This is a genomic window from Acinetobacter sp. AG3 (assembly GCF_022343575.1).
In the GTDB taxonomy this organism is placed as follows: domain Bacteria; phylum Pseudomonadota; class Gammaproteobacteria; order Pseudomonadales; family Moraxellaceae; genus Acinetobacter; species Acinetobacter guillouiae.
Genome location: NZ_JAKQZD010000001.1, coordinates 886,061 through 904,259, shown reverse-complemented (window position 1 = coordinate 904,259; position 18,199 = coordinate 886,061). Strand labels below are relative to the sequence as shown.

Annotated in this window: 10 protein-coding genes; 5 read left to right on the top strand and 5 right to left on the bottom strand. The window is 40.0% G+C overall.

The genetic code is table 11. The annotated features are described in order from the left end of the window. Positions 1–210: 210 nt before the first annotated feature. The 5 genes from tuf to L3V46_RS04385 form a co-directional block, all read right to left on the bottom strand. A complete protein-coding gene (gene tuf, locus L3V46_RS04405; RefSeq protein WP_004723653.1) occupies positions 211–1,401 on the bottom strand; it encodes an elongation factor Tu in 1,191 nt (396 codons plus the stop codon). A gap of 93 nt (positions 1,402–1,494) precedes the next feature. Then, a complete protein-coding gene (gene fusA, locus L3V46_RS04400) occupies positions 1,495–3,633 on the bottom strand; it encodes an elongation factor G (RefSeq protein WP_004723654.1) in 2,139 nt (712 codons plus the stop codon). A gap of 187 nt (positions 3,634–3,820) precedes the next feature. After that, the gene (rpsG, locus tag L3V46_RS04395; protein ID WP_004655203.1) at positions 3,821–4,291 is read right to left on the bottom strand and encodes a 30S ribosomal protein S7; all 471 of its coding nucleotides are present in this window, start codon (positions 4,289–4,291) and stop codon (positions 3,821–3,823) included. 179 nt (positions 4,292–4,470) lie between these two features. After that, a complete protein-coding gene (gene rpsL, locus L3V46_RS04390; RefSeq protein ID WP_004648013.1) occupies positions 4,471–4,845 on the bottom strand; it encodes a 30S ribosomal protein S12 in 375 nt (124 codons plus the stop codon). 147 nt (positions 4,846–4,992) lie between these two features. Then, the gene (locus tag L3V46_RS04385; RefSeq protein WP_239045012.1) at positions 4,993–6,474 is read right to left on the bottom strand and encodes an EcsC family protein; all 1,482 of its coding nucleotides are present in this window, start codon (positions 6,472–6,474) and stop codon (positions 4,993–4,995) included. A gap of 313 nt (positions 6,475–6,787) precedes the next feature. Between L3V46_RS04385 and L3V46_RS04380 the strand changes: the two genes are divergently transcribed. From L3V46_RS04380 to L3V46_RS04360, 5 genes are all read left to right on the top strand, one after another. Then, positions 6,788–7,879: an AAA family ATPase gene (locus tag L3V46_RS04380; protein WP_004817563.1), complete on the top strand. Its 1,092-nt coding sequence runs from the start codon at positions 6,788–6,790 to the stop codon at positions 7,877–7,879. 2 nt (positions 7,880–7,881) lie between these two features. Continuing rightward, entirely contained in the window at positions 7,882–10,509 is a 2,628-nt protein-coding gene (locus L3V46_RS04375) for a DUF5682 family protein (RefSeq protein ID WP_239045011.1), read from the top strand. After that, positions 10,506–11,690, top strand: coding sequence for a VWA domain-containing protein (locus tag L3V46_RS04370; protein WP_151956472.1), 1,185 nt, complete (start codon positions 10,506–10,508; stop codon positions 11,688–11,690). Before L3V46_RS04375 ends, L3V46_RS04370 begins: the two co-directional genes overlap by 4 nt. Beyond that, on the top strand, positions 11,687–13,840 hold the full coding sequence (locus L3V46_RS04365; protein WP_239045010.1) for a hypothetical protein: 2,154 nt from the start codon (positions 11,687–11,689) through the stop codon (positions 13,838–13,840). The genes L3V46_RS04370 and L3V46_RS04365 overlap by 4 nt, the downstream gene beginning before the upstream one ends. 129 nt (positions 13,841–13,969) lie before the next feature. Next, positions 13,970–17,812, top strand: coding sequence for a DUF4132 domain-containing protein (locus L3V46_RS04360; RefSeq protein WP_239045009.1), 3,843 nt, complete (start codon positions 13,970–13,972; stop codon positions 17,810–17,812). Positions 17,813–18,199 lie beyond the last annotated feature (387 nt).

Here is an 18,199-nt window from a genome sequence, read left to right as displayed (position 1 = left end):
CCTATTAAGTGAGTTTCACTTAAATTCTTTATGTTTGTTTTTCTCTTTCTTTATATTACGTTTTTATGAAAGTTTAATAATTGCAGATTAGGTCACACAAATATCAGTTAAGGACAGCTTTTGATGGGTATTGTCTAACAATTTTTAGACGCTTTATTTTATCCATAAAAAAAGCGCCCCAAAGGAGCGCTCTTTTTACACAATCAGCGATTATGCAGTTACTTTAGCAACTACACCAGCACCAACTGTACGACCACCTTCACGGATCGCAAAACGTAGACCTGGGTCCATTGCGATTGGGTGAATTAGTTCTACTGACATTTCAACGTTGTCACCTGGCATAACCATTTCAACGCCGTCTTGTAATTGGATTGCGCCAGTTACGTCAGTTGTACGGAAGTAGAACTGTGGACGGTAACCGTTAAGGAACGGAGTATGACGACCACCTTCTTCTTTAGAAAGTACATATACTTCTGCGTCGAATTTAGTGTGCGGCTTGATTGTACCTGGTTTAGCAAGTACTTGACCACGTTGTACGTCTTCACGCTTAGTACCACGTAGAAGAACACCACAGTTCTCGCCCGCACGACCTTCGTCAAGAAGTTTACGGAACATTTCTACGCCAGTTACAGTTGTTTTAACTGTATCTTTGATACCAACGATTTCAACTTCTTCGCCGACTTTAACGATACCAGATTCTACACGACCTGTTACCACTGTACCACGACCAGAAATAGAGAATACATCTTCGATTGGCATCAAGAATGCTTTATCGATAGCACGTTCTGGTTCTGGAATATAAGAATCAAGCGCTTCAACAAGTGAAAGTACAGCTGATTCGCCATATTGACCAGCATCACCATTAAGTGCAGCAAGTGCTGAACCACGGATGATAGGTGTGTCATCACCTGGGAAGTCATAAGTAGAAAGAAGTTCACGAACTTCCATTTCTACCAATTCAAGTAATTCTTCGTCATCAACAAGGTCACACTTGTTAAGGAATACAAGAATATAAGGTACACCTACTTGGCGAGAAAGAAGGATGTGTTCACGAGTTTGTGGCATTGGACCATCAGTCGCAGCACATACAAGGATCGCACCGTCCATCTGAGCAGCACCAGTAATCATGTTTTTAACATAATCGGCGTGACCTGGGCAGTCTACGTGAGCGTAGTGACGAATTGGAGAATCGTATTCTACGTGTGAAGTATTAATTGTAATACCACGTGCTTTTTCTTCTGGTGCAGAATCGATTGCTGCGTAGTCTTTAGCTTCACCGCCGTAAGTTTTTGCACAAATTGTTGCAATTGCAGCAGTTAAAGTTGTTTTACCATGGTCGACGTGACCAATTGTACCCACGTTTACGTGTGGCTTATTACGTTCAAACTTAGCCTTAGCCATGAGAGCTTCCTTTTTAAACTACTCATGCAGGGTCACTGCATGAGCACTTGGTTTTTAACTATGAATTAGTTTGGGCTTATAGTAATCGAAAGATTACTCGTCGTCACCTTTTTTACCGCCAGACTGGAATTTAGAAATGATGCCTTCAGCCACGTTACGTGGAGTTTCAGCATATTTAGCAAATTCCATAGAATATGTCGCACGACCTTGAGACATAGAACGCATTTGAGTCGCGTAACCAAACATCTCAGCAAGTGGAACTTCAGCACGAATTGCTTTAGTACCGCCAGGTAAGTCGTCCATACCCTGAACCATACCACGACGACGGTTTAAGTCACCCATGATATCGCCCATGTAGTCTTCTGGAGTTTCTACTTCAACTTTCATGATTGGTTCAAGCAAGATAGGATCTGCTTTCATGAAACCATCACGGAATGCGTAAGAACCTGCCATTTTGAACGATAATTCGTCAGAATCGACATCATGGTAAGAACCATCAAATAATGTCGCTTTGATACCCACAACAGGGTAACCAGCCAATACACCATTCTTCATACGTTCTTGAATACCTTTGTCAACCGCACCGAAGAATTCTTTAGGTACTACACCACCTACAACTTCTTCAGCGAATTGGTATTCTTTACCAGCTTCTTCAACATCCATAGGCTCTAAACGAACATATACATGACCGAATTTACCTTTACCACCTGTTTGACGTACGAATTTACCTTCTTGCTCAACACTCTTTTTGATTGTTTCGCGGTAAGCAACCATTGGTTTACCAATGTTCGCTTCAACGTTAAATTCACGCTTCATACGGTCAACAAGGATGTCAAGGTGAAGCTCACCCATACCCGCAATAATCGTTTGACCAGATTCTTCGTCTGTGCGTACACGGAACGATGGATCTTCTTTAGCCAAACGACCAAGAGCGATAGACATTTTTTCTTGGTCAGCCTTAGTTTTCGGCTCAACAGCAAGAGAAATTACTGGCTCTGGGAATTCCATACGCTCTAGTGTAATGATGTTTTTCTCATCACAAAGCGTATCACCAGTTGTTACGTCTTTAAGACCTACACATGCAGCGATGTCACCAGCGCGAATTTCTTCAACGTCTTGACGATCATTTGCGTGCATTTGTACGATACGGCCAATACGTTCACGTTTAGACTTAACTGGGTTATATACTGGGTCGCCTTGTTTAAGAACACCAGAATAAACACGTACGAAAGTCAAGTTACCTACGAACTTATCGTTCATGATTTTGAACGCTAATGCAGAGAACGGAGCTTCATCAGATGCTTCACGAATCGCTTTAGTTTCAGCTTTGTCGTCAAGAATACCTTCGATAGGCTTAACTTCTGTAGGCGATGGTAAGAATTCAATTACAGCATCCAACATACGTTGAACACCTTTGTTTTTGAATGCTGTACCACAAAGCATTGGTTGGATTTCGCCAGCCAAAGTTTGCGTACGAATACCTGCAACGATGTCTTCTTTAGAAAGATCACCTTCTTCTAGGTATTTGTCCATCAACTCTTCAGATGCTTCTGCAGCAGCTTCAACCATATTGGTGCGCCATTCTTCAGCAGATGCTTGAAGATCAGCAGGAATATCACCATATTCGAACTGCATACCTTGAGAAGCTTCATCCCAAATGATTGCTTTCATTTCGATCAGGTCAACAACACCTTGGAAATTTTCTTCAGCACCAATTGGAATCACTACAGGTACAGGATGAGCACCTAAACGAGTACGCATTTGTTCAACAACACGGAAGAAGTTTGCACCAGTACGGTCCATCTTGTTCACGAATGCTAAACGAGGCACTTTATATTTATTTGCTTGACGCCATACAGTTTCTGACTGAGGTTGAACACCACCTACAGCACAGTAAACCATGCACGCACCGTCAAGAACACGCATAGAACGTTCAACTTCGATTGTGAAGTCTACGTGTCCCGGTGTATCAATTACGTTGATACGGTGTTCAGGGAACTGCTTGCCCATACCAGACCAGAAACAAGTCGTAGCAGCTGAAGTGATTGTAATACCACGTTCTTGCTCTTGTTCCATCCAGTCCATTGTTGCTGCACCGTCATGTACTTCACCAATTTTGTGAGATACACCTGTGTAGAACAAAATACGTTCAGTAGTTGTAGTTTTACCGGCATCAATGTGCGCAGAAATACCAATGTTACGATAACGAGAAATTGGGGTTTGACGAGCCATGATTTCTTGCATTCCTAAATTTTGTTGTTTAAAACAGGACGCATCAATGAAGCATTGATGCGTACGGATACTCGATACGTAATGGGCAACTTAAATACCCGCAAATCCCCCACTTTGGTAGAGGGCGATGTTAAATCGTGCTGCAGTACGCATGAGTATTCTCCTGATTAGGGACTGTTTTAGCCGCTTAGAAGCGGTAGTGAGAGAAGGCTTTGTTAGCTTCAGCCATACGGTGCACATCTTCACGTTTTTTGATCGCTGCGCCTTTACCTTCAGCTGCATCAAGCAACTCACCAGCAAGACGTAACGCCATAGTTTTTTCAGAACGCTTAGCAGCAGCATCTACCAACCAACGCATAGCTAGGGCAGTACGACGGGATGGGCGTACTTCCATAGGTACCTGATAAGTAGCACCACCAACACGGCGTGCTTTTACTTCGACCATAGGACGAACTTTTTCAAGAGTAGTCTCGAAAAATTCAACTGGGTCTACTTTATTTTTTTCTTGAACGCGGTCTAAAGCACCGTAAACGATACTTTCAGCAATAGACTTTTTACCATCTTGCATTACGTGGTTCATGAATTTAGCGATTGTTTGGCTACTGAACTTAGGATCCGGAAGGATTTCACGAGCAGCGACTACGCGACGTCTTGGCATTTTAATCTACCTATAAATATGACACTTCAGGTTTATCCAGCATCAGCACAAAGTGTCGTGTGCTATTCGCTGGCCTTACTACACGTCGCTTGAATTTCACAAAATTAATGCAGAAATCAGACAAGCGAGACGATAAAGGATTGCGGCTCTATATTCTTAAGAAGCTAATCTTTAACAGATTATTTCTTAGGACGTTTAGTACCGTATTTTGAACGAGACTGGTTACGATCTTTAACACCAGCACAGTCCAAAGAACCACGAACGGTATGGTAACGTACACCTGGTAAGTCTTTAACACGACCACCACGGATAAGAACAACACTGTGCTCTTGTAGGTTATGGCCTTCACCACCGATATAGCTAGAAACTTCGAAACCTGAAGTTAAGCGAACACGGCAAACTTTACGCATTGCTGAGTTAGGTTTTTTAGGTGTAGTTGTATAAACACGTGTACAAACACCACGACGTTGTGGACAAGCCTTCAACGCAGGAACTTTTGATTTTTCAATCAAAGTTGTGCGACCCTTACGGATCAACTGATTTGTTGTTGCCATATGGCAATTCTCCCGTTAATAAAAAGCCTCAAAAAATTACCACTTTTTGAGGGCATGCAATTGTAAGCCAAGAAGTAAAAATGGTCAACATTCAACATGGTGTCAAATATTGACCATTTCAAGCTTTGGCTAAATGAATGATTCAACTTACTCAGGCTTACTTTCTGATTTTGTTTCAGTAGCTTCTTGCGTTTTTTCAGACGCTTTTACCGTATTTTCTGTAGTCGCTTTGGCTTTTACCGGGGTACGCTTTTTTGTTACAGTTTTTGCAGTAGTCGATGTTTTCGCCACATCAGTTGCTTTCGCTGTAGTGGTCTCCACTGCTGCGACTTTCTTTTGCGCGGTACGTCGAGGTTTTACGGGTGTCGCTTTGTCTTGCTGTTGACTCGCATGTTTATCTTCAATGTGCGTTTCAGCCAGTTTTTGAATCCCCTGCTCAACTTCTTGCTCAGTATTGGAGACTTCAACAGCTTCACTGGTTTTTTCTTTCACTTCAACATGAGTAATTGCTTCATTTTCAACCTGAGGCTCGACTTTCTCAGCAAGCGTTTCTGCTTTGCTGGCTTCTAAAAGCAACGGATGCGCGTCTGAGATCAATTGACTAAATTTTTCATAAGCATCTAATACATCAATTTTTTCATCAGAATGCTGTAGCAGATATTGCCTTGCACCAGAAAATACGATTTGAGCTTTATCGGTAGCATCATCGACCAGTTTCCAGCTATATGCAGCACTAATGCCCATCGTGGCTAAGGGGGTAAGTCGTGTCAACAGGCTAAAATGTGGAAGATTATTCATCCATGGCAACTTAAATGTACCATCCTCATTTGCCACCCATTTTTTTAACAGCTCTATATCATTGCTTGAACCTAACAGTTGTTGCAATTGGCTCACATTGTGGGTTTGCAACACCCCTGCAAAAGTTCGTATTGCCGCCATCAATGCGTGTTTTTCAGCAACAGAGCCTAGATCAATTTGTTTAAAAATGTATTCAACAACAGCATGATCTTTTGCATTCAACTCAAAACCATGCGCTCGCCCAGTGTGATAAACACTTCGGAGTGCCAAAGCCAGTGAACTAGGTACATCAAGAATTGCGCCTAAGCCGCCAAACGCACCTGTCACTGTACCTTGAATTGCAGCAATAATTTTATTCTGATTCGCCAGCGCAGTACTGATCCGTTGTGAACGTTCAGGATCCTTGGCCAATTCTACCAAGCTTTTTGCACCCACTTCCTTTAGAACAGCTTCTACAGAAGTCAGTTCTGAAACAAACTCATTCAGCTTATCAAAAATAAAATCAGACAATTTATCGTTTAAATCTGGTGAAATAAACGAAGCGACATTATTGATTTTTTTATAATGTTTCCCCAAAAGCTGCCCGGTTACATTGGGGAGATGTTCCCGTAGCATTTGTTGAGGATTTTCATATTGTTTACCTTCAAAAGCACTCTTTTCTTGAGCAGTACCTTGTACAACGGATTCATCTTTAGGACTGTGGCTCAATTTACTCACGGTACCAGGAGCAACATGATTGATCACACTTAAGCCTGTTTCGCTTAACTTTTTGGCCACGCCAAAAGCATTTGAAATAAATCCGCCTGATTGTTTTTTATTAGAATTTGCCATGTGCACCCTCGTAACTGTGGTTTTTCAAACACTAAAGCTTGTATTAAATAGTTTCTCAACGCTTACATTAATGTACTGATTCACGAATCAATACAATCACTATTTCACAAAATTTCAATACAGATCATCATACTATACAATTATAAACAATCTAACCCTAGTTCACTTGCAATTACAGCACTCAATTTACTTAAAAATACTTTTTATAACAAACAGATGTCACAATTTGTCGCGAACAACTTATGTACCAGTGGTCATCTCAGCCTTTGCCAGTTATGATAGATTCATTGGATAAAATATATATAGAATCATTATGAAGCAAAATTTTCAAAATCAAATTAAGCACAGTTCAGAACAAAAATATCAAGCGGAACTAGAACGCTTAAAAGAACAAGATCAACATAGAAAGCCAGCAGGTTGGCAACTTTCTGCTTACGCTGTTCGCTCATTTATCTTGGGTGATGCCAAGCTGGATATTCAAAAAAAGTTTTATGGCGATGATGCTTTAGTTGACCGTGCCTTGGTTACGTTGATGGGCAATCAGGGTTTGATGCTGGTGGGTGAACCAGGTACAGCAAAATCGATGCTTTCAGAGCTATTTAGTGCTGCCATTTCAGCCAATTCTCAGCTCACAATTCAAGGGACAGCAGGGACAACCGAAGACCATATTAAATATTCTTGGAACTACGCACTCCTTTTATCGGAAGGACCAACAGATAAATCACTGATTCCCTCTCCGCTCTTCTATGCCATGAAAAACGGACAAATTGCCCGCTTTGAAGAAATCACCCGTTGTCCACCTGAAATTCAGGATGTGTTGGTGTCTTTACTGTCTGAGAAGCAAATGATGATCCCTGAAATGGGACAAGATTTTAGTTTGCAAGCGACACAAGGATTTAACATCATCGCAACAGCAAACTTGCGTGATCGTGGCGTACATGAAATGTCAGCAGCATTAAAGCGCCGCTTTAACTTTGAAACAGTAAAACCAATTCGTGATCAAAAATTTGAAATCGAACTGGTGGGATTACAACTTAAGAACCAGCTTGCTGATTTATACAGTGAAATCCAAGTTCGCCCAGAAGTTATCGAACTCTTGGTGACCATTTTCAATGAGCTCAGAACAGGACAAAGTCTGCAAGGCGCAACACTTAAAACGCCTGATGCTGTTATGTCTACGGCTGAAGCGGTCAATATTGCCCATGCGGCAGGTCTACAAGCCATTTATCTCAGTGATGGAAAATTAAAAGCAGAACACCTCGCACAACAATTGATTGGAGTTGTGTTTAAAGATAATCCAGATGACGCTAAACGCCTACGTTACTATCTGGATACTGTGGTGAAAGAGCGTGCACGTAAAGATGCCGACTGGAAAAGTTTCTATGACGCCAGTCGAGAGTTTTAATCATGCAGCTGCTGGATCGAAATAGAGATAGAGGTGAAATGCCTGAACGCTTAAAACAGGCATTTCACCTGAAACAGCAAATGGCAAAGCAAAACGTTTTTTTTGCGCCAATCCGTCATCATAGCCCCGCTTGTGCATACGCGCTAAAACAATATATCGATGAGCTGAAGCCCACACACATTTTAATCGAAGCACCAACAAGTTTTGAGTTTTTAATTGAAAGCTTACAGAACCAAGCCACTCAGCCTCCTGTGGCCATATTTGCACAAGCCCAACGCTCTTCAAATAAAACCTCACCCAAAAAAGGCGCTGCAAATAAAGAGAGTGCTGGTGAAGAACATGAAAGTGATGACGCGGTTCAACCAGAAATCTTTTCTGCCTACTTCCCTTTTTGTGAATACTCCCCTGAATGGGTCGCCATCCAACAGGCAAAACACATTCAAGCAGATGTTAAATTTATTGACTTGGATTGGGCAAAACAAAGTGCCTTAAAAACACAACAGTCCGATTTGGACTGGCAACAAAAAAGTTTGCTGTCTGAACGTTATTTTGCGCATAGCCAATATATCCAAAAACTTGCTGAAACCATGCATTGCCGAAATCACGATGAACTTTGGGATCATTTATTCGAGCTGCAAAATGTTGAACAACTGCAACATGCTCAAACTTTTTTTGATGATGTTTTTGCTTGGTGTTCATTGGCACGTTTGGATTATGAGCGTGAGGTACTTTTGCAAGATGCTTCATTACATCGTGAAGATGTGATGTGGAATTGCATCCAAGACAGTATTGATCCCAAGCATAAACTTTTGGTGATCACGGGTGGCTTTCATAGTCTTGCCTTAATTGAAAATCTAGCAGCCCCACAGCAAGCAGAACGTTTTATTGTCCAAGATCAAAAGCAAAACTGGCAAGAGCAAGCTTGGCTGATTCGCTATAGTTTCGATCGTTTAGATGCTTTAAATGGCTATGCTTCAGGTATGCCCTCTCCTGCATATTATCAACAACATTGGCAAAATTTAAAATCTGCAAACAACCCAACGGTTGAACAGACGCAACTGCAATTTTTTCAATATTTAAATGAGTTGTGCCATTTTTTAAACCAAGAAAATGCACTGGATGTAACGCCTTATATCGCACTAAAAAATACCGCTGAACTTGCTTGGCAATTGGCTTGCCTTCGAGGGCATTATCAACCGAGCCGTTATGACCTCCTCGATGCCTTACAATCCGCCTTAATCAAAGGGGAAATGGATGATGGACAACAGCATTTATTTACCCTGATTTTTCAGTTTTTAAGTGGGCAACAGCTTGGTAAGGTTGCTCAAAATCAGCACAGCCCTGCATTATTACAAAATACCTATCAACAGATTAAAGCTTATCGTTTCAATTTAAATGACACCATCTTACGCAATCGAAAACTCGATATTTATCGTAAACCTTTACATCAGGACATTAGCCAATATTTGCATTTACTGGAATTTGTCGGCTGTAATTTTGCTCAACGTATTTCAGGTCCAGATTTTGTACAAGGTGCCAGTCTGGATTTGCTGTTTGAGGAATGGCGTTATGCATGGACACCTAGTGTTGAAGCACGTTTGATTGAACTGGCAGAAATGGGCAATCAACTCGAACAAATTGCACTGCTTAAAATTATTAAACTACAGCAAGAAAATGAAGCAAAAGGTGTCGGGCAATCTGCCTTTGAAACTGCCAAATTGCTGGCTTTGGCGTGTCGCTTAGGATTAAAGCAACATTTAGAATTGCTCCGTCAACAACTCGATACTTTTTTAGAAAGCGATCAAAACCTTGCCTCAGTGATTGGTGCAGCACAGCAATTGTATTATTTGTGGCATGGCCACAAGCTGTTAAATTTACCCGAAACTATCGTGATACAAAGTTTAAGTTTTGCCGTCTATCAGGCCTGTTTTTTACTTGATCAAATTTACGATACCCATGAAGAAAAAATTGAACAAAATCTGAGTAACTTAAAAACCTTGCATGAGCTGATTTTAAATATCAAGCAACGAAATCTTTCACTACAGCATGCAGTTGTAACTGCACAAGATGTAGATTTACTGGAACTGATGTATAGCCAAATTGATCTGGCAAAAATTGATGAATTTCATCTTAGTTCACTCAAAGGTGCGCTGCATACTTTGCAGTTTTTAGACCATCAAATTGAGCAAAATCAGCTTCAACAACAATTACAACTGGCTTTTGCAGTGGGAAGTGATCCTGAAGATGCTGTGCAATACCTACATGGCATGTTTTTTATTGCGCCTGAAATCTTTGTGCAATCCAAGGTTGCAATTGATGCACTTCACCAATTGGTCAGTCATTGGACGGAAGATACCTTTATTCGGATTTTACCTGATTTACGCTATATCTTTAGTCAGCTCACCCCAAAGCAAAGCACCAAAGTATCGAAAATTATCGCAAAAACCACAGGACTTGGCGAGGATGTCATTCTCGATCAGGTACTCAGTCATATTGGGGAACAGGATGTATTCCAAGGCATACAACTTAACCAGCAACTGCAAAAAATATTTGAATATGATCACTTAGATCGCTGGGCAAGCAATCGCTCAAAACAACTCAATCCAGAACAACAAGGAGTGAATGAATGAGTCAATTACCTCCTGAACCAAATCTTGATGAAAACTCAGATACCCCCGCTTCTCTTGATGCAATGGATCAAGCACGCCGTTGGCGCTTGATGCTCGGTCGCTATGCCGACCAGAATTTATCAGCAGCGGCATTGTCAGGCGATCAACTAAAACTTGAGCGCAACCTCGATTATCTCTACCAAAATGAATATAAGCGTCGTGGCATCCAACAAGGGAAAAATCGCCATGGCGGTTTGGAAGCCTCGCAGCTTAACGCGATTAACTGGCTCAACCAAAGTCGAAAACTGTTCCCAAAATCGACCTTTGAACGTATGCAAAAACAAGCCATAGAACGCTATGAGTTAACTGAGTTATTTAAAAACCCAGAGCATGTAAGACAACTTGAACCCAACCCTGCAGTGGCTAAAGCTTTGCTGAGTATGCGTGGTCGTTTAAGCAATGAAATGAAAGATGCGATTCGAGAATTAATTCAAAAAGTCGTGGAAGAACTCTTACAAAAAATCCGCACACAATTTTTAAAAGCGCTACAAGGTCGTCGTAATCGTTTTAAGCGTTCACATCTTAAACAGGCACAAAACTTTGATTGGAAACGGACCATTCAAGCCAATCTCAAGAATTATCAGCCTGATTTACAAAAACTGATTATCCAAACCCCTTATTTTAATGCCCGTGTACAGAAACATTTGCCATGGGAAATTGTACTGTGTGTCGACCAAAGTGGCTCAATGATGGATTCGATCATGTATGCAGCAGTATGTGCCAGTATTTTGGCAGCCCTCCCTGCGGTCAATATGAGTCTGGTCCTGTTTGACACCCAAATTGTTGATTTAAGCCATTTGGCACATGACCCAGTTGAAGTCTTACTGACCATTCAACTCGGTGGCGGAACCAACATTGGTCAAGCTTTGCAATACTGTCAAAAAAAGATTAAACAACCCAATCGCAGTATTTTAGTCTTGATCAGTGACTTTGAAGAAGGTGCATCCGTTCAACAAATGCTCAACACCACCAGTCAACTCAACCAACAAGGCTGCAAACTGCTTGGGCTTGCGGCGCTGGATCAAGCAGCTAATCCTGTTTATGACATCAATATGGCACAAAAACTCCAAGAACGCGGTATGCAAATCGCAGCAATGACCCCTGAACATTTAGCGACATGGTTTGCAGAGGTGATGCAATGAGTTGGCATATTTATACCCAATACGATGAAGACAGCCTAACCATGCATAGCAATGCTGGTCTTCTACGTCGTGCCCGTAAAGCCTTAGATGCTGTTGAACTACTACAACAAGAGCACGATCAACTGGTATTTAAAGTCGAAGAATGTGAGGTTAAACTGCCCTTTGAAGGCATCACCAAAGCACTGTGTAATTGTTCAGCACAAGGCTGTTGTAAACATATTCTCAGCAGTATTTTATGGGTTCAGGAACATGAAACACTACTGGCTACCGCAAATAGCCCAAGTGAAAATAGCCCTAACAATAATCTAGAAAATGCAGTATCACTAACTCAACAGGAAACATCTCAACACGGTAAAATATCTGAGCAAGCCACAACGTCAGCCCTTGAAACTGTTTTAGAATTTGATCCAAGCAAAATCCAAAAACAAGCAGGCAAAGCCAATATTCGTTTGGCCTATGAATTTGTACAAAATTGGTTGCTGCAACCTGAATCCTGTCAAATTGATATTCAAGAACATAAAATCACTTTTCAAACCGATTTAAGTCCCAATCCAGTTGTTCTCTACCCCGCAACAGGGTTTGAAGGCATGTTGTCAGAAATTGCAGACAAACAAAAAGTTGCGGGGCATTTGGCATGTATTGCTTATTTATTTCTGAAAAATGCCCCTGAAAAATGGCAATGGTCAATTGATACAACAGCGCAACATCATCATCCTACACAGCAACTTTCGCCGGATGATCAGGTATTGATCCAAGAACTTAAAATCATTTGTCAAAACTTTATTCAGCAAGGTTTGTCACATCTGGCCAAAGAAATGGTCATGTCACTGCATATTTTAAATATGCAAGCACGCGCACAAAACTTACCACGTTTAGGGAGCTTATTGCGTGCCTTACATGGCTCAATGAAGCAGTTTTTGGAAGCAGATGTACAGGTTGATGAGCAGCAGATTTTTAATCAATTGGCACATTTGTATGCCTATTTGGCTGCACTGTCAGAAATCGAGCATTTAAATCCAGATGTTCAAGCCGAAGCATTGCGACAACTTCGTGGTGCTGTACAACGCGACTATCAACAAGAAAGCATAGCACATCTGATCCCGCTTGGTTGTGAATGGTGGAATACAGAGAGTGGTGCACATGGTCTAACAGTGTGCTTCTGGGATGCAAAAGAGCAACAACTCAAAGAAGTGACTCAGGCACGTGCCAATCATTTAGACCGTACCTTTGATATGCACAGTGCAGCCAATACTGGAATTTGGGGAAGTTCTCTCAGCTTTTTACTCCAACATCAACTTGAACTAACCCATGCAAAATCCAGTTCAGATACACAACTGAGTGCCAGCACAGATACTCGTTTTTTACCAAAAGGCTTGTTGAATGCACTCAGCCAATCTGACTTAGAACAGATGAATATTGGCATTTCAACATGGCAATCTTTACAGCAAATGCTTGTTCCGCATTCAAGCCTAGAACAGCTTAAATCACGTTATGTACTGCTTCGCCATAAAAGTATCACAGCGCCTGAACTCAACGAACTAGAGCAATACTTTGAATACCGTATTACTGACGATGAAAATAGAGCACTCAAGCTGGTCATTCCGATAGAACCAGAATACCGTGCACGAATTAAACATCTCACCCAACTGATTCATAATGAAAAAATTATCGCAACATTGGTGCGTATCGAAGCAACACAGCAACAGATTCAATTCATTCCATGTAGTGTGTTTTTAACAACGCCAAAAGGTTTAAAAATATTCAGTCTGGATTATGATCATCCTGTACAGAAGAAAAGTAGCTTGGTTGAGCTGATTACTGGTCGAATTGAAAAATTGCTCGAACAAAAAAAACAATGGAAACATCAGCAACATTTATCTGCATTAGACCTTTTGATCTTGGAATCACAAGCCTTGTTTGAATTCTATGCAAATACAGGTCGTTCAAAACTGGATATGGATGATCTGGTTAAACTGGATGATTTTGCTGAAAAGTTTGCAGATTTGGGTTTAAACTTTATTCAAAACTCACTCAAATCAGATTCCACACAGCACAATTTAGCCAGTCAGCTTTTAAAATGGCGACATGTTTTATTACAACTACAACGCCTAAATCATAGAATCGCTTTAGAAGGACAAGTTACGTCGTGATAAATTAAGCTTGCTATTTAAATTGATGATATTTTTCTATAATTTTAGTGAACTACCAAGCACAGTATTAAAGCCTAAAGTATTAGCGCCTATAGAAAAGCAACAGCGAGTTGCTCAAAAGGAATACAGATGTTAAATAAACTTTTTTCAAAAATTGAGTCGATGTTTTTAAAGCCTGAGGATAAGGCAGTGAAAACGCAACAAGCAGACTCAACCGCTGATCATGACCACATTCAAAAACATAACGAAGATCTAAAAAATAAAGTTGAAAAACTCTACCATATTTTCCAGCCTTTGGCCGCCATTGAAGACCAACTTGATCAAAATGTGGTTTTGTTTATTTTGGATGGAGAAAATCCAGAAATATTACTTAAATTACAGCAATACCCGAATGAAAAAGCACTGCTTTTACTGGGGAAGCCGGGTACCTATAGCTGGTATTGGCCTCAAAACAATCAATCACTGGATAAAAAAGAAAATAAGCTTGCTGAAGCAGCACTAAAACTACGCCGACGTTATTATGGTGAGATCTTTGAAAAATTAGAATTTGAACAAATCATTCGTTTTGCCAAAGTGCTTGAAGCGGCAACACAACAGAAAAATTTTACCAATATTTATGAAAAAGTGCCCGCTTGGTTTATTTATCTCACGGTAGATACATTTATTACCGCTTTTGATAGTCAGCATTTTAGCGAAGCAGATCCGAATAAATTGTTAAAGCAAAATTGGACTCAACAGAAACTATTTGATTTGCTTGAAAGTGATCAACAGGGTTTAGGCGATGAACTACTGCCTTATTTATTTGAACGCCAAAATATCGACAGTTATCATTCTAGTAAATTAGATAAAATATTATTACTCAAGGACACCCAAGATTTCATTTCAGCCCGATTAGATCAACTCAGAAAACTTATTCCAACACTGAGCATCATTGGACAAGAAAACTTTTTAGACTATATCGCCAAACAAACGACATTGATCAAACAAATCCCTGACTTGATTGTAAAACTTTCGGTAGGGAAATCTAAAACCATTCGTACTAAAGCCACCAGTTTATTGACGAATTTAAATCCAGAAGATAGCCAAAAATATTTAAATCAAAATCTATTGGAAGGTTCAAGTCAGGAACGTGGCTTTTCTGCAGATCTATTGGCACGTTTAGGTGCTGACAATCTAACTGTACTAGAACAAGCTTTTGCACAAGAAAAACAAAAATCTGTACAACAAATCTTACAAATGGCAATTCAGCGCTTAAGATCTGTTGATACTGCTCAATTACAGCAAGATTTTGAAGCACCAACCTTTCAACCGTTTGTTGAACAAAAAATTCCAGCAAGTTTTACCGAGGTTATTTTAGAAAATTATCAAGAAATTTTGGCTAAAGCTGAACAGAATGCTGCCGATGAAATTGAAGAGAATAAAACAGCAAGTTATAAAAGAACTTGGGCTCAAGATCATTTAAAGCAGCTTAAAAAAATCAATCATCAAACTTTAACGTCGATTGTTGACCAGCTGAACGGTGATGCATCTTTTAAAAATGTACACCAAGTTGAAAATATTATTACCCATAAAAATAAATATAAAAAATATCCTGAGTTTTCCATTAATCATGCCATGAGAATCATTGCGATACGCAATCGGAATTGGATTTATTGGCCTAATTTATTTGAAATGCTTAAACCTGAAGAATATGCCAATTATGAACTTCGCCATATCGTTCAGGCCTTAGCTGCGGCTAAATTTAATGATCCAAAACGTAGAGTGGCTCAAGGGATTCTAGCGGGATCATCCTATTATCAAAGTTTACAAGATCATATTTATGAAAAAGATAAAATTTGGCCATTTTTTGCGGAAAATCAAGAATATTTAACTGAAGCGCTGGGGCTTTCTCCATCTTTAGAAAAAAATGAATATCAAAGCTTTAACCCATCCGATGCCATCTTTGTACTTAAATGTTTCCCATCCTTACCAGTACAGTTTATTCCGCGCTTACTCGAATTTGCATTGGGTGAAAATAAGCGTTTGCGTTATGAAGCGCAAGAAACCTTACAGCACCTTCCTGACATTCATCAACGTGCCATCGAAGCCCTAGATTCGGGTAAACAAGACATTCGAATCACAGCAATTGAATGGCTAGCACGTCTACAAAATCAAGATGCAGTAAAACCACTGAATACTTTGCTGAATAAAGAGAAGAAAGAAATCGTTCGAGCTGCTCTTCTAACGGCATTGGAAAAGCTTGGACAGGATATTAGTGCTTATCTCAAACCAGAAGTGTTGCTAAAAGAAGCAGAAGACGGTTTAAAAGGCAAACTTTCAAGCAGTTTTACATGGTTTGATTTTGACACATTACCAAAAGTAAAATGGCAGAATGGTAAAGAGGTTGACCCTAGAATTATTAAATGGTGGGTGATATTGGCTGAAAAACTGAAAGAGCCTAGAGCCAATGCCTTATTACAACGCTATAGTGGCTTACTCGATCAAAAAGATCAGGTACAACTTGCCAATCATTTATTACACAGTTTTATTCATCAAGATACCTTACAAACACCATTGGATGAAGCAACGCAATATGCAACCACAGAAGCGCCTGGCCGTCTGAGTTCTTATCGGGATTCATACAAACGTTATGGTGAAAAATACCCTGAATATTATGCCAAATATGGCACCATCACCTTAGAAGAAGTGATTGAAGAGATTAAACGCGAACGTTTAGGACTTTATCTGGGTTCCGCGATTAAAAGTAAAGGTATGCTTTCACTGACCGCCAATGTACAAGGAAGTTTTGCAGTAAAGCAATTGCAGAACTATATGAAGCAACACTACCCTCGTCGCTCACAAATTGAAGCCATGATTAGTGCATTATCAATCAGTAATGACCCATTAATCATCCAACTGTTGCTTTCACTTTCACGTCGTTACCGTACTGCTTCAGTGCAAACACTTGCAAACACATTGGTTGCTGAGATTGCTGAACGTAATCAATGGACAAGTGATGAGCTGGCTGACCGTACTATTCCAACAGCAGGTTTAGATGAAAATGCTGTGTTACAACTGCAATATGGCTCACGTAACTTTAGCGCCATTGTCGATGATAAAGATAAGTTCATTCTTAAAAATGAAGAAGGTAAAGAAGTTAAAGCACTACCTGCTGCCCGCCAAAATGATGATGAAAGCCTGATCAAAGAAGCCAAAGCACTATTTAGCACCAGTAAAAAAGAGTTTAAACAAGTCGTTGATATGCAAACAGGTCGTTTGTATGAGGCGATGTGTAGCGAACGTCAGTGGAATGTTGCTGAGTGGCAAGAGTATATCTTTGCCCATCCGATTATGAGACGCTTAATCCAAAAGCTGATTTGGCTTGAGATCAAAACCAATGGCGAAAAAATCAGTTTTAGACCAAGTGATGATGGTGCATTACTGAATTTAGATGATGATGAAATCGAGCTGAGCATAGACAGCAAAATTCAAATTTCTCATGCTGTTTTGGTCGGTGAAAAAGAAGCCAAAGATTGGATTGCACACTTTAAAGACTATAAAGTGAAATTCTTATTTGAACAGATGACCCATCACCTGCCGAAGCTTGAAGACGATAATGTCACTGAAATTAAGGATCATAATGGCTGGCTTACAGACACATTTACCCTACGTGGTGTAGTGACAAAATTGGGCTATCAACGCGCCAGCATTGAAGATGGTGGTTCATTTGACCGCTATACCAAGCCGTATAAACAGTTGGGTATTGATGTAGAAATTACATTTAGCGGAAGTTATGTACCAGAGGAAAATATTCCAGCTGTACTTTATGAACTGACCTTTAGCAAAAAAGCCAGCCGCTCTTGGAATAACAATGAACTTCCACTTAAACAGATTCCACCAATTTTACTGGCTGAGAGTTATGCAGATTATTTAAAAGTTGCTGCATCGACATCAGGTTTTGATCCTGAATGGGAAAAGAAAACGCCTTGGTAATTCATAAAGACAAATAAATTTTGTTTAGGCTTGCAATAGGCTATAACAGTTGTATTGCAACCGATATGATTGGTCTTGATGGTCATCATATCGGTTATATGGATAATTCAACTCAGCAGGTAAAGAGAAGCCTTGTTCTACAATAGGGATAAAACACCATGCTTATCCCAGCAATTTAAAATTTATTTCAAAAATTAGTGCTTCAAACCATCTCAGGTAAGCCCTGCTTATGGATGGTTTTGCCTAATTGATGTAAATATCCATCATGAATTCATATTATTATAAAAATAATAAATATATTTATTTTCAGTTATTTAATTAACTTTTAAGCATACAATATATTGTTTTAAATGATGCACAAGAATCAATATCTTTCGCCATTGAACT